This is a genomic window from Cutibacterium namnetense (assembly GCF_001642025.1).
Lineage (GTDB): Bacteria > Actinomycetota > Actinomycetes > Propionibacteriales > Propionibacteriaceae > Cutibacterium > Cutibacterium namnetense.
Window position 1 is genome coordinate 148,202 of record NZ_LWHO01000005.1, and the last position, 16,290, is coordinate 164,491.

Sequence of the window (16,290 nt, forward strand, 5' to 3'; positions counted from 1 at the left end):
GAGAACCGGTGCGTGGCCGAGCAGCGGATGCCACTCGAGTCTCAGATACAGGGTCGGACGATGTCACGCCATAACTGTGCCACGTGCACGCGACACAACCAGAACCTCACCACCGACACGGCCCAACTTGCCTACCGTAAATGGAGATTGGGAAGCAAAAATGAGGCATTTCTAACACAATGTAGTGAGCCTGCCGCCCCAACGGCACATCTGCTTGTCACCAGGTGAGCAGTGCCAGATCCTCATCGTCGAGATGCTCGCTGATGAGCAGACGACGTGCCGTACGCTGGCGCAACTCTCCCACCCGCATGGGGCCAAATGCGCTCGTCAAATCCTCTGGCCATACCGTCGTCATCGCGTAGGCGAGGGCGGCGCGACGCCGGGGCATCCGGTGCCCGCCAGCATAGAGCGGCCCTCCGGGAACCGCAGGTAGAAAGGCCCCCAATTCCCAGACCGCCTCGTCAGCATCCGGGCCACCAAAACGCCCGGTCCATATGGCTCGTTCCGCGCGTACCAGCGGATCCTCGCCACGAGGTGCGGCGACGTTGACCCAGTCTCCATCCGGAACCAGCTCAGCTAACTCAGCCGAGGCTATACACCGGGACATAAAAGTGCCTGGCTCATCCATTGGGAGCTCCCATAACCGACGCAACCCTTCGTCACGAAGCTCAGGATCACCCAAGCGGTGACCCAGCCGGAAGGCAGCGCAACAGGTCAGGAGCTTGGCTACGTGGTCGTCACCTCCCCTAAAGGGCCGTGACAAGACATTCTCTAGGCCCTCGGCAGCCATTTCGAAGGCTTCAAACGGCGCGACCCTCATGCCGACCGCATTCATAAGCAACCACGTCTGCGGACCTGAAACGATGCGTGGATCAAAATCCGACATGATCTCGTCGACACGGGCACCAACAACCGCCGCAAGCTCGGGAGACCACCCAATCATCACCCGGGTAGCACCCCGGGATTCGTAAATGACAAGGTCGTGAGCCCCCATTGATAGCGGGCCAATCGTTTCACTGGTGTGATCGGTTCCGTCGACCACCATGCCAGCATCTGGGGTGCGACACATCATTTCCTCAGGCGAGTCAACGATCGTTTCAGATGGCAACCAAGCGGGAAGACATTCCAGCGCTGCCACGACAGTGTCCGCCAGACGACCACGCCACAAAGCCATCCGAGCACTGCCTGGAGATAGCGAGATCTCGGTGCCCAGCAGACTGACCCCCTCATCAGCGGGATGGCAATCCCCCATGTCTTGACGCCACACTGTCAGCGTCGCATCGTCGCAGGCGCTTCTAGTGACGACAACTCCGCTAACCCCAGCAGCCCAGACGATAGCTGGCACCGGTTGCTCGAGAGTCCAAGTCGGACCAGGAACCGTCACGTCAGCGTCATCGGCACCGGGAGGCATAGTGATCCCGACGACGAGTTCCGCCGCGTCTCCTTGGCGCGACTGGACCGAAAGAACCGCCCCGCATGGGTGAGTCCACATCCAGGAACACTCGTGAGCGGACTCCTGGCATGACACTAATGTCCACGGCGAGCCGACGGTGACATGGTTCATCCTGACCTCCAAAGCCGACAACCGTCAGTGATGCCGACGCTGACACCGCGGGCACCAGAACAGGTGACGCCCTCCCTGTGCAACCATCCTCACCGGCGTATGGCACACCAAACAGGGCTGGTTCTCACGTCGGTAGACGTACACCTCACCGCCATGACGGTCTACCCGAGGGGGCCGCCCCATCGCCTCCGGGGTGTGCTCCGGGAGCACGGTATCGATGCGTCCTGCCTCGACCCCGGCCCGCATGAGCATGACCAGATCATTCCACATCGCCGTCCACGTAGAGTGAAAGATCTGCTTGCCGGGGGTCGCCGGATCAATGCGGTGGCGAAATAGCACCTCAGCTCGGTAGATGTTGCCAACTCCAGCCGCGACTTTTTGGTCCAACAGCAGGTCACTGATTCGTCGTGACGACCGCCGTACCTTGTCCCACGCAACCTCCGGATCTGCATCGTCGCGGATGGGGTCGGGGCCAATGGTGGCTGCGACTTTCCGCCACTCACCGTCGCTGATGAGCTCACACGTTTGCGGACCACGTAGATCAGCCGCCGTAACGCCGTCAGTGATACGTAACCGCACCTGACCAACGACTGGAACTATCGGCTCAACTACTAGCTTGCCAATCAGCCCCAAGTGGATGTGCAGCAGATGGTCAAGACGATGATCGTCGAAGTCCACAACGAGGTGTTTGCCCCATGCTTGAGCCGAGGTCAGCACTGCCCCATCCAGCATGGCTGCGGACTCGGCGAATCGTCCCTGCGGAGAGGTGACCTCAACCCGTGAACCGGCGAACGCTGAGCCAATGGCATTGGCGAGGCGATGGATGACGTGGCCTTCAGGCACGATTGTCCTCTCGGATAGTTGGTTATGGCGCCGTGGGAGTCAAACAGGGCGACGACTTGAGGCAGGATAGTTTCATGAATGCCACTGGCCACGGCACAAAGCATCGAACCCACGACCACCGACGTGGCCATGGGCCAATCCTCGATGAAAACCGCGCTATGAGGGCGCGCGAACCTGTCGAGCAGCCAGCTCCCTCTGGAGAGTCCCAGATGCCCGAACCGGGCCAGGAATGGGAGACGATACTGGCGGATCTTCGACGTCGAGCCACCGCCAGCTCCGTCAATGATTCAGGGCAGCAGAGCTCATCCCAGTGAGCCCTCATCCTCCCAGCGGGTGAGCTTGTCAATACGACGTTCGTGGCGGTCCTCGTGGGAGAAGTCGGTCGTCAAGAAGGTTTCGACAATCTGCCAGGCTTCCTCGTGGGTCTGCATCCGGCCGCCTAGAGAGACAACGTTTGCGTCGTTGTGCAGACGTGCCAGCTCGGCGATCTCGACGCTGTACGCCAGCGCTGCACGGACTCCCCTGACCTTGTTTGCAGCGATCTGCTCACCGTTACCGGAGCCGCCCAGCACGATGCCAAGCGCCCCCGGCTCGGACACCACAGCCTGAGCGCACGGGATGCAGTAGTCGGGATAATCGTCCTGGCAGTCATAGCTAGACGCGCCATGATCGACGACCTGATATCCGGCTTCCATCAGCTTGCCAACGAGATACTCCTTAAGCTCGAAGGCCGCATGGTCGGTGCCGATATGAACATGTGAAGGCTTGAAAGTCATGCCACCATCATGGCACCCGGGCCCAGCCGGTCAGTGCCGCAGAGCATCTCCGATAGCGTGAAGGCTATGGCTGAAAGCACCTCATCTGTTCAGGTCCCCGACCCCTACCGTCTGGAACTGGTCACGAGCGACGGTTCCCGCAGCGAAGCAGTCGACAATGTGCTGCGCGCGGTAGCACTGGGATTTCACCTAGCCCAACCTTCCGATGCCGAGCTCGAGCACTACGCCACCTGTGTAGCGGGCGAACAGTTGTGGACGGTCCGCCAACCTAATCCGGACCCAGAATTCCCCAGCCTTCCAGTCGCGACAATGGCCGCATACCCGAGCACCATTAACACCGGTCACGGCCATCTCGAGCCGGCCACGTTCATCACCGACGTCACCGTACGCGCCAGCCACCGCAGACGCGGTTTGCTGCGTACCCTCATGACGAATGCTCTGACCCGTTCCAAAGAGGAGGGTCTGCCATTCGCCGCCCTGACCGTCACTGAGGGCAGCATCTACGGACGGTTCGGATACGGCATCTCAACCCGTGATCAAAGCGTCGAGATCGTCGCCGACGGCCGGTTTAAGCTCAACCACACCCCGAGCGGCACAGTCTCGATGGCTGATCCACTGGCCATTGATGATCTTCGTCTCAAAGTGTTCTCCGAGTTTCACCGAACCCGACGCGGATCCCACAATCGCCAGCCGTGGCACGTCGACTACGCCTCTGGACGCTGGGATCCTCACAAGGGCGGCCCAAATCGTCGCGTCCGTTCGATCGTCCATCACAACGACGATGGCGAACCCGACGGCGTCGTCTCCTACCAGATTGACAAGGATTTCGGCTCCCAGATCACCATCCTCGATATGGTCGCCACCACCCCGAATGCCGAGGTCGCGCTGTGGGAGTTCCTCGCCTCAATTGATCTCATCGAGACCATCAAAGCACCGAAGGTTGACCCCGCCACCCCACTGCCGTGGGCAGTGGAAGACCCTCGAGTTGTGAAGTTCACCAGCCATACCGACCTCGGCTGGCTTCGCATCCTTGACGTCGAGAAGGCGATGGCGGTACGCGGCTGGGACCATCAGGGCTCAGTCACCTTCCACGTCGTCGACCCAATGGGTTATGCCGAAGGCACCTGGCGGATCGACGTCGATGCTCCGGGAGCGCCGGCGACCGTCACGAAGATCGACGACTCTACCGACGCAGCCACTGTTGATGTGGCTGCACTTGGGTCGCTGTATTTCGGAACGGGCCGGGGATTCTCGCTGGCCGCGGCCCACCGCGTTACTGGCACTGACGAGCAGATCGCAGCGGTCGACCGGATGTTCTCCACCGTCGACGTCGCCCATAACATTTCGGAATTCTGAGGCATCCTTACGTGGACCGGGTGTTTTTGCCCGGTCCACGTTGCCTTTGCGGGGAAGCAACCTCGCAAAATCGCCCCTCACCCGACGGTTGTGACGCCCTGCGGACCGTTTTCAAGCAAATACCGGAACCCGGCTTCGTCAAGGATGGGACGTCCTAGGTCTCGCGCTTTGGTCTCCTTGGACCCAGCGTTCTCCCCCACGACGACGTAGTCAGTCTTCCGGGAGACGGACCCCGCCGCTTTTCCTCCGCGCGAGACGATGGCTTCCTTGGCCTCGTCACGACTGAATCCCGCCAGACTTCCCGTGACGACCACAGTCAGCCCTTCGAGGGTCTGCTCAGGAGCCTCGTCACGATCGTCGGCCATCCGCACTCCAGCTGCGGCCCATCGACTGACGATTTCTTGATGCCAATCGACTTCGAACCATCGTTTAACCGATTCGGCGATAGTTTCACCTACCCCGTCGACTCCAGCGAGTTCCTTAATGGACGCTTCCCGGATGGCCTCAACTGACCCGAAGTGGGTGGCCAGGGCCCGGGCCGCCGTTGGTCCGACATGGCGAATAGACAGGGCGACCAGTACTCGCCACAACGGCTGCGACTTGGCCTTCGCTAACTCATCGAACATTTTCTTGGTCGTAGCGGACGGGACCGAGGGTTTCTTCGCTGTCGCCTTAGTGAAGAAATAGGGCTCGAGCTGCCAGGGTCCCGGCTCGCCGTTAACCTTCCGGCGACGCCACACCTTGACCTCAGCGAGGTCATCGGGCTGCAGGTCGAATAGACCGGCCTCGGAACTGAGCACTGCCGTCTGCCGTTGTGGAAGTCCCTCAGCGACCTCACCGTCACCTGGGCGCTGGTGTTCCGGATCGGTCAAGGCGATGGCGGCCTCCCAGCCGAGGGCCTCAATATCGAGGGCACCGCGCGACGCTAATCCGAAGACCCGCTCGCGTAGCTGCGAGGGACAACCCTTGGCATTAGGGCAGCGAAGATCCTTGTCACCGTCCTTTTCGTAGGCCAGTTTCACCCCACAGCTCGGGCAGTGATCGGGCATGGAAAACTCCCGCTCGGTGCCGTCGCGCAGCTCAACTACGGGACCTAGGATCTCCGGGATAACGTCACCGGCTTTGCGTAGCACCACGGTGTCGCCAATGAGCACACCTTTGCGCTTGACCTCGAAAGCGTTGTGGAGGGTAGCCATCTCGACGGTGGATCCGGCAACTGTGACTGGTCTCATGACCCCATACGGGGTGACGCGACCTGTCCTTCCAACATTGACGCGGATGTCAAGGAGTTCGGTGTTGACTTCTTCCGGAGGGTACTTGTAGGCGATGGCCCATCGAGGAGCTCGCGAGGTGGCACCCAGCTTGCGCTGCAAAGAAACGTCATCAACCTTGACCACCACGCCGTCGATCTGGTGAGAGGCCTCGTCGCGAAACTCACCCCAGTGAGTCACGAACTCGTGCACCTCATCGGCGTTCTCCACGATCTTGAGGTAGGGCGAAACGGGTAGCCCCCACTGCGCGAGCTTGTCATAAGCATGCCCCTGACTAGGGAAAACATGGCCTTCCAATGCCCCGATACCGTGGACGATCATCGACAAGGGACGGGACGCCGTCACCCGAGAGTCTTTCTGCCGCAGTGAACCGGCAGCCGCATTGCGCGGGTTAGCGAAAGGGCTCTTGCCTGCTTCAATGAGGGCAGCGTTGAGGTCAGCAAAGTCAGTGACCGGGAAAAACACCTCACCCCGCACCTCAAGCAGGCTAGGGATGTCGTCACCGGTCAGTTTTTGGGGTATCGCCGCGATCGTACGCACGTTCGCGGTGACGTCCTCGCCGATACGACCGTCACCTCGTGTCGCCCCGGATACGAGCTGTCCGTCCCGGTAGACGAGGTCGACAGCCAACCCGTCGATCTTGAGCTCGCAGAGGAAGTTCGGGATCATTCCGACTGCGGTGACGACCCTGCTCATCCATTCTGACAGTTCGTCCCGGGTGAAGACATTGTCCAGGCTCAGCAACCGTTCGAGGTGTTCAACCGGAGCAAAATCTGTCACCCGCTGCGGAGCTCCGACCCGCTGGGTGGGCGAGTCGGGAGTGCGCAACTCGGGATGATCGTCCTCCACCTTCTTGAGTTCGACCATGAGCTGGTCGTATTCGGCGTCAGAGATCGTTGGAGCGTCGTTGGCATAGTAGGCGTCCTGGGCATCGAGGATGCGCTGGGCCAACTCAGTCCAGCGGTGACGCGCTATGGCCCCAGCCTCGCTCGCCTCCAGCTCGCCACCTCGGGCGGAATCGTCAACCATGGTTCCATCCTTGCGCAGTTCACATGCTTGTGCACTCACCGACGTTCTGTCGGGCCGAGGCCATGCTCTGATAGTGGCAGATCCGCATGTCCTGATCGAACTCGTCATGCCTCGGCCCGAGCACCAACCCATGCCGACCGGCAGGCCGGCTCGCACCATAAAAATCAACTCTTGTCGTCATGACGCGCCCCTCGCACGTACTTACCCAGACATGCATTGTTCGCGTATGGCGCAGTATAAGCTTGGATCACAGTTGAGAATTGACGAGACAGCCAAAGGGGGAACCGATAGAGTCTCGTGGGAATTGTTGAGTGCATTTTGTGTGCTCATAACTAACGCATGTTCCACGGAGGCATGATGAGTTCGGTCAACATCACTCGCGCGGAAGCGCAGCAGCGCTCCCAAGTCATCACGGCGCACAGTTCCAAGGTGCTCGTTGATCTTTCTGGACGCGACCCCAACGGCGATCCGCTCGGCGAGCCGACCGAAACCTTCGTCTCCTCCTCAACAATTCAGTTCTCATCAACTGGCGGGCCAAGCCATCTCGACCTCATTGCTGACGGCGTCTACGCCGCAGACCTCGACGGCACCCCATTGGATCCCGCCGCATTCTCACATAATCGTTTCCCATTCACGACTGAACCGGGAACCCATGAGATAACCGTCACCGCACTGTGCCGCTACTCCCATTCTGGTGAGGGCCTACACCGTTTTGTCGACCCCGCCGACGACAAGATCTACCTGTACACCCAGTTCGAGACTGCTGACGCCAGGCGCATGTACGCCAACTTCGAGCAGCCTGACCAAAAGATGACCTTCGAGCTGCAAGTCATCGCACCTACCGGTTGGACCATCGTTTCCAACTCTTCTACCCCGGAACCAACCGAAGGCCCATGGGAGGGGATGTCGCGGTGGTCCTTTGAACCCACCCTTCCCATTTCGACCTACCTCACGGCTCTCGTCGCTGGTGAATATCATGTCGATCACGGGACAATCCATACGACGTCTGGAGAAATTGCTGCCGACATTCTGTGCCGTCAGTCAATGACGGAATACCTTGACGCCGACCGCATCCGGACCACCACCCAGCGCGGATTCGAGGTCTACGAGGCCGAGTTCGGGTACCCCTACCCGTTCGGCAAGTACACCCAATCCTTCGTTCCGGAGTTCAACGCGGGCGCCATGGAAAATGCCGCCTGTGTGACTCACCGCGACGATCTACTCTTTCGCTCCCGCGTCACTTCAGCTGCATACGAAAACCGTGACAACACCATTCTTCATGAGCTTGCCCACATGTGGTTTGGTGATCTCGTAACGATGAAGTGGTGGGACGATTTGTGGCTCAATGAGTCCTTCGCTGAGTGGGCCTCACACCACTGCCAGGAAAAGATCGTTGACAAGTATGGCGGCATCGATCCGTGGGTCTCCTTCGCCAACCAACGCAAGACCTGGGGTTACACCCAGGACCAGCTGCCCACCACCCATCCCATTGCAGCCGACATGGTCGACCTTGACACCGTCGAACAGAACTTCGACGGGATCACCTACGCCAAGGGCGCATCAACCCTTAAACAGCTGGTTGCTTTCGTAGGTGAGGATGAGTTCCTCGCCGGCGTGCGAACATACTTCGCCCAAAACGCCTTCTCAAACACCGAGCTCAAGGATCTTCTCCACCAGCTTCAGATGGCGTCGGGACGCGACCTGTCCTCATTTACTGAGCAGTGGCTGCGCACCCCCGGTGTCAACACCATCCGCGCGGACTTCGATGTGGATGCAGATGGCAACTTCACCCGTTTCGACATCGTCGAGACGGCCATCGAGAATTACCCAACCCTGCGCACACACCGTCTGGGAATCGGCATATACACCCTGACCGACGGCAAGCTGATTCGCACGGAGCGTCTCGACGTGGACATTCACGACGAACGCACCCCGATCGCGGCCCTCATCGGACACACCCGCGGCGATCTGGTGCTGCTCAACGATGGCGACCTGACCTACGCCAAGGTGCGTCTCGACGATCAATCGATGGCCACCCTTATCGACCACATTGATGCCCTGTCCGATCCACTCGCCCGGGCACTGTGCTGGAGCTCGGCGTGGGACATGTGCCGCGATGCCGAGATGCGCGCCCAAGATTACGTCGCCTTGGTTGGTAAAGGTTTGCCCAGCGAAACCGATCTCACAGCCGTAACCGCACTCATCCGCCAGGCGACCACCGCCGCGATCTCGTACAGCAGCACCGAAGATCGTCAGGAGTTGCGCGACTGTCTCGTCGCCATCCTCGCGACTGGCCTTCGAGATGCCGAGCCCGGTTCTGATCACCAGGTTGCCTACGCCAACGGTTTAGCTGCTGCGGCCACCCCGGACGCTGCAGATCTGCTCAAGGGGTGGCTGTCGGCAGAGGAAGTCCCCGAGGGACTCGATATCGACCAAGGCATGAGGTGGCGCCTGGTCACCGCACTTGCCAGGATGGGACAAGTCGGGGAGGACGAGATCGCCGCCGAACTGCAGCGAGACAACACCATCTCTGGTTCCGAGCAGGCCGCCGGGGCTCGCGCTGCGATGCCGACTACCGAAGCTAAACAGGCCGCCTGGCAGCGCGCCACCACCGACGACTCGGTGCCCAATGAGACCTACCGTCAGTTGGTCATGCAGTTCATTCAGCCTGATCAGGCCGACGTTCTCTCCCCGTATGTCGACCCATATCTCGAACTATGCCGGGCCATCGACTCCCACGAGGGTCAGTGGGCCACAGCTGGTCACGCCCAGGTACAGAACGCCTTAATGTGGCTGTTCCCGAATACCGAGGTCATCGACGCCGCCTGGCTCGACAAACTCGACAGCTGGATTTCCGATAACAACCCTGGCAGCACGGTCCGTCGCGTTCTTACCGAACGTGCTGATACCGCCCGTCGTACCCTGCGCTGCCAGGAAGCTAGCCGCGCGTGAACGACGACAGTGGCCTCGAACCATTCGTTCGAGGCCACTGTCGTTTTCGTTATCAAACAGCTGAGCGGGGATCAGTCAGAATCCTTGTTACTGCGCCCGTTCGCAAGATGGGCTCCCCACCCGATGAGGGCGAAAAGGACCGCGGTGGCGATCGGCCACACGACGCACAGCATGAGTAAGTGAATGGGGCTGTAATCGGCTTCGGGCCAGCCGGGTAAAGTTTTCATGGGCGCGAGGGCCAGCGCATCGATCATGGCCTCAGCGTAGCGTCTCGACGCGCGTGAGGAACCGAACTCATAGGGTTTAATCACGGGATTCTTAAGACCATATTGGAAAGGGTTGAGGCGCCATCAGCATGTTCCCCACGCACGCGGCGTCTCACGACCTAACCAGATTCACCCTCACCTGCATCAAAAGCCGATCACTGGAAAGATAGTGGGACGAGACACCGAGGAGGACTCGCATGAGTGACACTGCGCCGCAGACCGCCGAGGTCGGCGTCATTGGAATGGCCGTCATGGGCTCTAACCTGGCGCGCAATATGGCTCGCAAGGACTTCCGCGTCGCCATCTATAACCGCACCGCGTCACGTACCAACGAGGTGGTAGCCAAGCATGGCGACGAAGGAACATTCCTGCCCTTCCACGACCTGGCCAACTTCGTAACCAGCCTCGAACGCCCGCGCCGCATCGTCATGATGGTCAAGGCAGGTCGCGGCACCGATGCCGTCATTAAGGAAATCACCCCTCTCCTCCAGCCTGGCGATGTTCTCGTCGACGGTGGTAATGCTTACTTTGGTGATACCCGCCGCCGGGAGGCGGAAATTCGTCCCACCGGCATCCACTATGTTGGCACCGGTATTTCTGGTGGCGAGGTCGGCGCCCTTGAGGGTCCGTCGATCATGCCCGGCGGATCCACGGAGTCTTACGAAGCCATCGGACCGGTTTTAGAGAAGATCTCCGCCCACGTCGACGGCGAGCCCTGCTGCGCATGGATGGGGACTGACGGCGCCGGACACTTCGTCAAAATGGTCCATAACGGCATCGAGTACGCCGGCATGCAGTTCATTGGGGAGGCTCACGCCCTCTTGAGTGCCGCTGGTCTGTCCAACGCTGAGGCCGCCGATGTCTTCGAATCATGGAACCACGGCGACCTCAATTCCTACCTCGTCGAAATCACGTCCCGGGTGCTGCGTGCCAAGGATCCTCGAAGCACCGTCACAGATCTCCTCGATGTCATCCGCGATGAGGCGGGAATGAAGGGAACAGGCACCTGGACCGTCCAGACAGCTCTCGAGCTTGGGGTGGACGTCTCCACCATCAGCGCGGCTGTCTCCGCCCGGTCCGTTTCCAGCGCCGTGCCGCTGCGCAAGATCGGGCAGCAAGCCCTCACCGGGCCGCAACGCATCATCACTGTTGAGGACCGGCAAGCCTTCATTGACGATGTCCGTGATGCCCTATGGTCAGCGAAAGTGGTGGCCTACGCGCAGGGTCTCGACGAGATCCGTACTGCAGCCGCCGAATACCATTGGGAAGTCGATATGGGTCAAGTCGCCTCGATCTGGCGCGCCGGCTGCATCATTCGCGCACGTCTCCTCCAGCGCATCAAGGATGAGTACGCCTCCGGTGACCTCACCACCCTCCTTGAAGCCCCGTCCGTGAAGGCCGAGCTCGCGCGCTGCCAGCAAGCATGGCGCCGAGTCGTCGCCCGTGCTATCGAGGCCGGTGTTCCAGTTCCGGGATTCTCCTCAGCTCTGAGCTACTACGACCAAGTCCGAGCCCCTCGTCTTAACGCTGCCCTCACCCAGGGCCTGCGTGACCTCTTCGGTGCCCACACGTACCGTCGCGTTGACGACGAGGGTTCTTGGCACGTCAACTGGTCAGGTGACGGTCGCGAAGTTCGCGCCGACTGATCTTCCCTCCACGACGACGGCCAGCCCTGGCCGCCGTGTCTTTCTTACCCCACACAGCCCCATAAGGATCCCATGACCACTTCCCCCACGACTATCGACTGGTGGAAATCCGCCGTCGTCTACCAGGTTTACCCACGCAGCTTCGCTGACTCGAATGCAGACGGCATTGGCGACGTGCGTGGCATCATTGACCACCTCGACCACCTCGTCACTTTGGGTGTCGACGCTTTGTGGATCTCGCCGTGGTATCCCTCCCCCATGGCCGACGGCGGATACGACGTCAGCGACTACTGCGACATCAACCCGGACTTCGGCACCCTCGCCGATGCGGACGCCCTCGTGGCGCGGGCGCACGAGCTGGGCCTGAGGGTCATCATTGACCTCGTCCCGAACCACTCCTCTCAGGAGCATCCATGGTTCAAGAAAGCGTTGGCCGCAGCTCCCGGCTCCCCGGAGCGCAACCGCTACATTTTCCGTGATGGCCGTGGTAAGAACGGCGAGCTCCCCCCGAACAACTGGCCGTCAGTTTTCGGCAGCGGCGCGTGGGAGCGCATCATCGAGCCTGATGGCACCCCCGGTCAGTGGTACCTGCACTTTTTCGACGTCTCCCAGCCCGACTGGAACTGGGAGAATTCCGACGTCATCGAAGAGTTCGACCGGGTGCTGAGGTTCTGGTTCGACCGCGGGGTCGACGGTTTCCGCATCGACGTCGCCAACGCGATGGTCAAGGAATCCGGTCTTCCGGACCTCCCCGAGGGTGAAGAATTCGGCGAGCTTGTCGGGGATAGCCCGATGTGGGATCAGCCTGGACTTGCGGCAATTCAGCGACGCTGGCGTGCCATCGCCGACGAATACGCCGATACTCCTGAGGGCCCCAGGATGTTCGTCGCCGAGGCCTATCTTCCCCACGACCGTTTGGTCCGCTACCTCGAGTCAGACCGATTGCACACGTCGTTTAACTTCGAGTTCCTCATCTCGGCGTGGAAAGCCAGCTCGCTTCGCACCACTATCACCGAATCGCTAGCGGCTCACAAGTCGGTAGGCGCTAGTGCCACCTGGGTGCTTGGTAACCACGACAATTTCCGCCCGGTCTCACGCTACGGCAAGGAGATCTCCGGGTTAGATTTCTCAGATCCGTCGGCTCCTCACGCCCGGTTTCATGGCACCCCTACTGATGTGGCTTTGGGACGGCGTCGAGCCCGCGCCGCCGTCATGCTGGAGCTGGCCCTACCCGGTAGCGCCTACATTTACCAAGGTGAGGAACTTGGCCTTCCGGAGGTCGAAGATCTCCCCGAAGAAACCCTCCAAGACCCCACCTGGAAACGTTCTGGACACACAGATCGTGGCCGTGACGGATGTCGCGTTCCCATGCCGTGGAGCGGTTCCGACGCGCCCTATGGGTGGTCGACAAACGCGAAGACCTGGCTCCCCATGCCGAGTAGTTGGGCCGAGTGGACCGTCGAATCTGAGCACAACGATTCATCGTCCTTCCTTACCCTCTACCGCACCCTGCTGGCCGAGCGCCATATCAACCCAGCATTGGGGGCAGGAACGATGTCCTGGAACGAGTCCAGCGACGAGGTTCTCGACTTTTCCCGCGAGCCCGGCTTCCGGTGCATCGTCAACTTCGGCACCAAAGACGTGACAGTGGATGCTGAACTGGTCATCGCGTCGTCGACCCCGTTGGAAACCCGAGGCGGGAGGGTATCGGTTGGTCGCGACCAGGCCGTCTGGTTGCGAACCTAACCGTCGACCGTGACGAGGTGGGCCGACAAAGCCTGCCTCGTCTGGTCATCGATGGGCACCGAGGTACCCGTCTTTGGGTCAGCACAAACCAGCACGGTGGCAGCGTCGAGAGCCGATCCTTCCTCGGTGGCTATCGACCCGGCCAGCGTCATTGACGAGGTTCCCAATCGCGTCAGGGCGGTATGGACTCGGCACGTTCTCTGCGCCGGCAGGACCTGGCGGCGATACCGAATGTCCTGACGCACGACGACCCACATATGGTCCCCAGCTCGTCTCATTCCTGGCGACCACGACGTCGTCGCCAGGATCCTCGCCTCCTGCAAGTACCCGGCCAGACTCACGTTATTGACATGGCCTTGACGATCGACGTCGGACCAGCGGATTGGCACCTCGACGATGTCACCCGTTTCGGACACATCTACCACCTTGATGGGCTTCCACCGCTGCGACTCGACCTTCATGGACTCGAACGCGCCATGCTCACCCTCGGTGAGGCGTCGGGGTCGACCGGTCGCAAAGTCGAAGGGGCAGATGGTTCCCCGAGCACGAGCGACTTCAACGTCGTGGTGCCAGGCGCGATAGTCAAGGACGGTCCGGGCCGCGCCGAGCTGGGAGCAACCGACAGCTACACGCAATGGGCTACGGTCAACCACGAAAGGGGCCAAGAACTCCACATCTTGACTGACAACGACGATCCCCGTGTCAAGCATTTCCTGGGCACCGTTGGTGTAGAACGCCTGATTTCTTGATTCCTGCACAAGCTCGCTAATACGGACGTTATTGACGTGTCCCTGTGCGTCCATATCGGACCAGCGCAGTGGAATATCGACGACGACAGCTCCGGTCATGACGCGGCGCTTCCCCCTGCGGCGCCCGGTTGATCGTTTTCGTCAGCGAACATCTCGTCAAGGAGGTGGGCGTACTTTTCAGCCACCACGCCACGACGCACCTTGAGGCTGGTCGTCACTGAGTGAGAATCCTCAGTCAGGTCGTGGTCAAGAATGGCAAATTTCTTGACGGTCTCCCAGCGTTCAAGCCGCGAATTTGCACGATCGACGTACCCCTGAATACTGCGCCGCACGCGTGGGTCTGCGGTAAGCTCGGCATAGCTGGCCTCAGCTTTACCATGTCTCTTACCCCAGGTCATGAGCGCGTCTTTATCGAGGGTGAGTAGGGCGACCGCGTACTTATGTCCCTCGCCAAGCACGACGGCGTTAGACAAATATGGGCAGTTGGCCATAAGAGTGGCTTCAACCTTCTGCGGGGCGACGTATTTACCACCAGAAGTTTTGAAGAGGTCCCGCTTGCGATCAGTGATGCGCAGGTAGTTCTCCTCATCGAATTCACCAATGTCACCGGTGTGGAACCAGCCATCGGTGAACGTCTCGGCAGTTTTCTCGGGCAGGTTGTGGTAGCCGCGAGCGACGATTGGTCCAGAAACCAACACCTCGCCGTCCGCCGCGATCCGCGTCAGGCATCCCGGCACGACCGGCCCAACAGTTCCCGTGCGAATAGCGGTGGGGCCGCTAAAGAAAGCAACCGCTCCAATCTCGGTGGCCCCGTACCCTTCAACAATGGGAATCCCGGCCGAGAAAAACCATTGCTGCACCTGCTCAGAGAGCTTGGCGCCACCAGAAACCATGAACTCAATCCCGCCGAGCTTGCGGCGCAAGGTGGAGAACACTAGGGCATCAGCGATCTTGCGCTTGGCGGCGAGGGTGGCCGGCAGACGGTCGCCGGCACGGCGATACTGCTGGGCGTCCCGGCCGGTAGCGAATGCCCACCGCGAGACTCGGCTCGTCAAACGCCCCTGCGGGGCGGCCGTCATGACTCCGGCACGGATTTTCTCAAAAATACGGGGCACACCACACATGACTCGGGGTTTGACCTCGCCAAGGCTACGAGCCAACCGCGGGATGCGCGGCTCGACAGCCTGAGTCATGCCAATCTCCACGCAAATCGCGACCAGACACTTGCCGAAAGCGTGAGAAAGCGGCAACCACAGCAGATGAACGTCCCCGCCCCGCAACATGTCAAGGCTCTTCCATGCCTGCCCCATATAAGTCCAAGCCTGGTGAGTCAGTTCGACTCCCTTGGGGGTGCCAGTTGTGCCCGAGGTGTAGATGAGGGTGCACAGGTCGTCCGGCTCGATCGAGTCGATCATGCGGCGGACGAGATCTGGCTCAGCAGCCAAACGACGTCGTCCCTTAGCAATAACGTCAGCCATAGTGGTGAGGCGGTCATCGCGGACCCCGGTCTGCTCGGAGTCGTCGACAAAGCTAATGATGTGTCGGACAACCGCGTCGACTTCCGGGCGCCCCTGGATCTTGGCGACTTGGGCCGTCGAGTCGACGAACAAGATGGACGAGTCTGAGTCGACCAGGATGAAGCTGGCCTCTTGTGGCCCCGAATTCGGGTAGATCGTCGTAGTCGCGCCGCCTGCACAGGAAATGGCCATATCGGCGATGATCCACTCCGTACGAGTCCCAGAGAGCAGGGCGACGCGCCCCTCACGAGAAAGACCAAATTCGATCAGCCCGGCAGCAACCTCGTGGGCCTGGCGACGGAACTCAGCAAAGGTCATCGGAAGCCAGGTATTGGGCTCATCATCGGGGCCCGAAGGTGTCAAGAACGCAATCCGGTTGGGATGAGCATCTGCCTGACGATCAAGCATCGCCCCAAAGTTCTTTGCCGAGGCTGCGAGGAGTTTCCTCTGCACAGCAAGAGTCTCTTCGTCACTGATACGGCTCATGAACACACCCTTTCCTCAGTCAAAGAATGACTTCTGCCACGCTATTGCATGTTTCATTGGCCGATCACCACAACTCCTGACATCAGCTA

The 16,290-nt window shown here is 60.5% G+C and carries 12 protein-coding genes; 5 read left to right on the forward strand and 7 right to left on the reverse strand.

Going from position 1 to position 16,290, the window contains the following annotated elements; all coding sequences use genetic code 11:
• Positions 1 to 217: 217 nt before the first annotated feature.
• Together A5483_RS07630 and A5483_RS07635 are read right to left on the reverse strand one after the other, a co-directional pair.
• Positions 218 to 1,492: a hypothetical protein gene (locus tag A5483_RS07630; protein WP_042843156.1), complete on the reverse strand. Its 1,275-nt coding sequence runs from the start codon at positions 1,490 to 1,492 to the stop codon at positions 218 to 220.
• A 96-nt stretch (positions 1,493 to 1,588) separates the two neighbouring features.
• Entirely contained in the window at positions 1,589 to 2,407 is an 819-nt protein-coding gene (locus A5483_RS07635) for an Fpg/Nei family DNA glycosylase (RefSeq protein ID WP_063811432.1), read from the reverse strand.
• A 74-nt stretch (positions 2,408 to 2,481) separates the two neighbouring features.
• Here A5483_RS07635 and A5483_RS07640 point away from each other — a divergent pair, with 74 nt between their 5' ends.
• Positions 2,482 to 2,721, forward strand: a complete 240-nt coding sequence (locus A5483_RS07640) for a hypothetical protein (RefSeq protein ID WP_063811433.1) — start codon at positions 2,482 to 2,484, stop codon at positions 2,719 to 2,721.
• Here the strand turns inward: A5483_RS07640 and A5483_RS07645 are convergent.
• The gene (locus tag A5483_RS07645) at positions 2,710 to 3,183 is read right to left on the reverse strand and encodes a ribose-5-phosphate isomerase (protein WP_002549969.1); all 474 of its coding nucleotides are present in this window, start codon (positions 3,181 to 3,183) and stop codon (positions 2,710 to 2,712) included. The two genes, A5483_RS07640 and A5483_RS07645, sit on opposite strands and share 12 nt — an antisense overlap.
• Positions 3,184 to 3,249: 66 nt before the next feature.
• On the opposite strand from A5483_RS07645, the gene A5483_RS07650 reads away from it, so the two are divergent.
• A complete protein-coding gene (locus A5483_RS07650; RefSeq protein WP_063811434.1) occupies positions 3,250 to 4,539 on the forward strand; it encodes a GNAT family N-acetyltransferase in 1,290 nt (429 codons plus the stop codon).
• 77 nt (positions 4,540 to 4,616) lie between these two features.
• Here the strand turns inward: A5483_RS07650 and ligA are convergent, their stop codons facing one another.
• Complete coding sequence (gene ligA, locus A5483_RS07655; RefSeq protein ID WP_002550016.1) at positions 4,617 to 6,839, reverse strand: NAD-dependent DNA ligase LigA; 2,223 nt, start codon at positions 6,837 to 6,839, stop codon at positions 4,617 to 4,619.
• 339 nt (positions 6,840 to 7,178) lie between these two features.
• Between ligA and pepN the strand changes: the two genes are divergently transcribed.
• Positions 7,179 to 9,791, forward strand: a complete 2,613-nt coding sequence (gene pepN, locus A5483_RS07660) for an aminopeptidase N (protein WP_063811435.1) — start codon at positions 7,179 to 7,181, stop codon at positions 9,789 to 9,791.
• Between the two features lie 71 nt (positions 9,792 to 9,862).
• Here pepN and A5483_RS07665 read toward each other — a convergent pair whose 3' ends face one another.
• Complete coding sequence (locus A5483_RS07665) at positions 9,863 to 10,045, reverse strand: hypothetical protein (RefSeq protein ID WP_042843158.1); 183 nt, start codon at positions 10,043 to 10,045, stop codon at positions 9,863 to 9,865.
• Positions 10,046 to 10,254: 209 nt separating this feature from the next.
• On the opposite strand from A5483_RS07665, the gene gndA reads away from it, so the two are divergent.
• Complete coding sequence (gndA, locus tag A5483_RS07670) at positions 10,255 to 11,703, forward strand: NADP-dependent phosphogluconate dehydrogenase (RefSeq protein ID WP_063811436.1); 1,449 nt, start codon at positions 10,255 to 10,257, stop codon at positions 11,701 to 11,703.
• 72 nt (positions 11,704 to 11,775) lie between these two features.
• Entirely contained in the window at positions 11,776 to 13,449 is a 1,674-nt protein-coding gene (locus tag A5483_RS07675) for a glycoside hydrolase family 13 protein (RefSeq protein WP_002549992.1), read from the forward strand.
• On the opposite strand, the gene A5483_RS07680 is transcribed toward A5483_RS07675, so the two are convergent.
• Both A5483_RS07680 and A5483_RS07685 read right to left on the reverse strand, forming a co-directional pair.
• Positions 13,446 to 14,297, reverse strand: a complete 852-nt coding sequence (locus A5483_RS07680; protein ID WP_002550047.1) for an acyl-CoA thioesterase — start codon at positions 14,295 to 14,297, stop codon at positions 13,446 to 13,448. The genes A5483_RS07675 and A5483_RS07680 overlap by 4 nt on opposite strands.
• Entirely contained in the window at positions 14,294 to 16,201 is a 1,908-nt protein-coding gene (locus tag A5483_RS07685) for an AMP-dependent synthetase/ligase (RefSeq protein ID WP_063811450.1), read from the reverse strand. The genes A5483_RS07680 and A5483_RS07685 overlap by 4 nt, the downstream gene beginning before the upstream one ends.
• Positions 16,202 to 16,290 lie beyond the last annotated feature (89 nt).

Excerpts from the sequence above, each read along its gene's own strand:
- A5483_RS07630 (WP_042843156.1), bottom strand. The coding sequence starts at position 1,492 with ATGTGGACTCACCCATGCGGGGCGGTTCTTTCGGTCCAGTCGCGCCAA.
- A5483_RS07640 (WP_063811433.1), top strand. The coding sequence starts at position 2,482 with ATGAATGCCACTGGCCACGGCACAAAGCATCGAACCCACGACCACCGA.
- A5483_RS07645 (WP_002549969.1), bottom strand. The coding sequence starts at position 3,183 with ATGACTTTCAAGCCTTCACATGTTCATATCGGCACCGACCATGCGGCC.
- A5483_RS07650 (WP_063811434.1), top strand. The coding sequence starts at position 3,250 with ATGGCTGAAAGCACCTCATCTGTTCAGGTCCCCGACCCCTACCGTCTG.
- ligA (WP_002550016.1), bottom strand. The coding sequence starts at position 6,839 with ATGGTTGACGATTCCGCCCGAGGTGGCGAGCTGGAGGCGAGCGAGGCT.
- pepN (WP_063811435.1), top strand. The coding sequence starts at position 7,179 with ATGTTCCACGGAGGCATGATGAGTTCGGTCAACATCACTCGCGCGGAA.
- A5483_RS07665 (WP_042843158.1), bottom strand. The coding sequence starts at position 10,045 with ATGATCGATGCGCTGGCCCTCGCGCCCATGAAAACTTTACCCGGCTGG.
- gndA (WP_063811436.1), top strand. The coding sequence starts at position 10,255 with ATGAGTGACACTGCGCCGCAGACCGCCGAGGTCGGCGTCATTGGAATG.
- A5483_RS07675 (WP_002549992.1), top strand. The coding sequence starts at position 11,776 with ATGACCACTTCCCCCACGACTATCGACTGGTGGAAATCCGCCGTCGTC.
- A5483_RS07680 (WP_002550047.1), bottom strand. The coding sequence starts at position 14,297 with ATGACCGGAGCTGTCGTCGTCGATATTCCACTGCGCTGGTCCGATATG.
- A5483_RS07685 (WP_063811450.1), bottom strand. The coding sequence starts at position 16,201 with ATGAGCCGTATCAGTGACGAAGAGACTCTTGCTGTGCAGAGGAAACTC.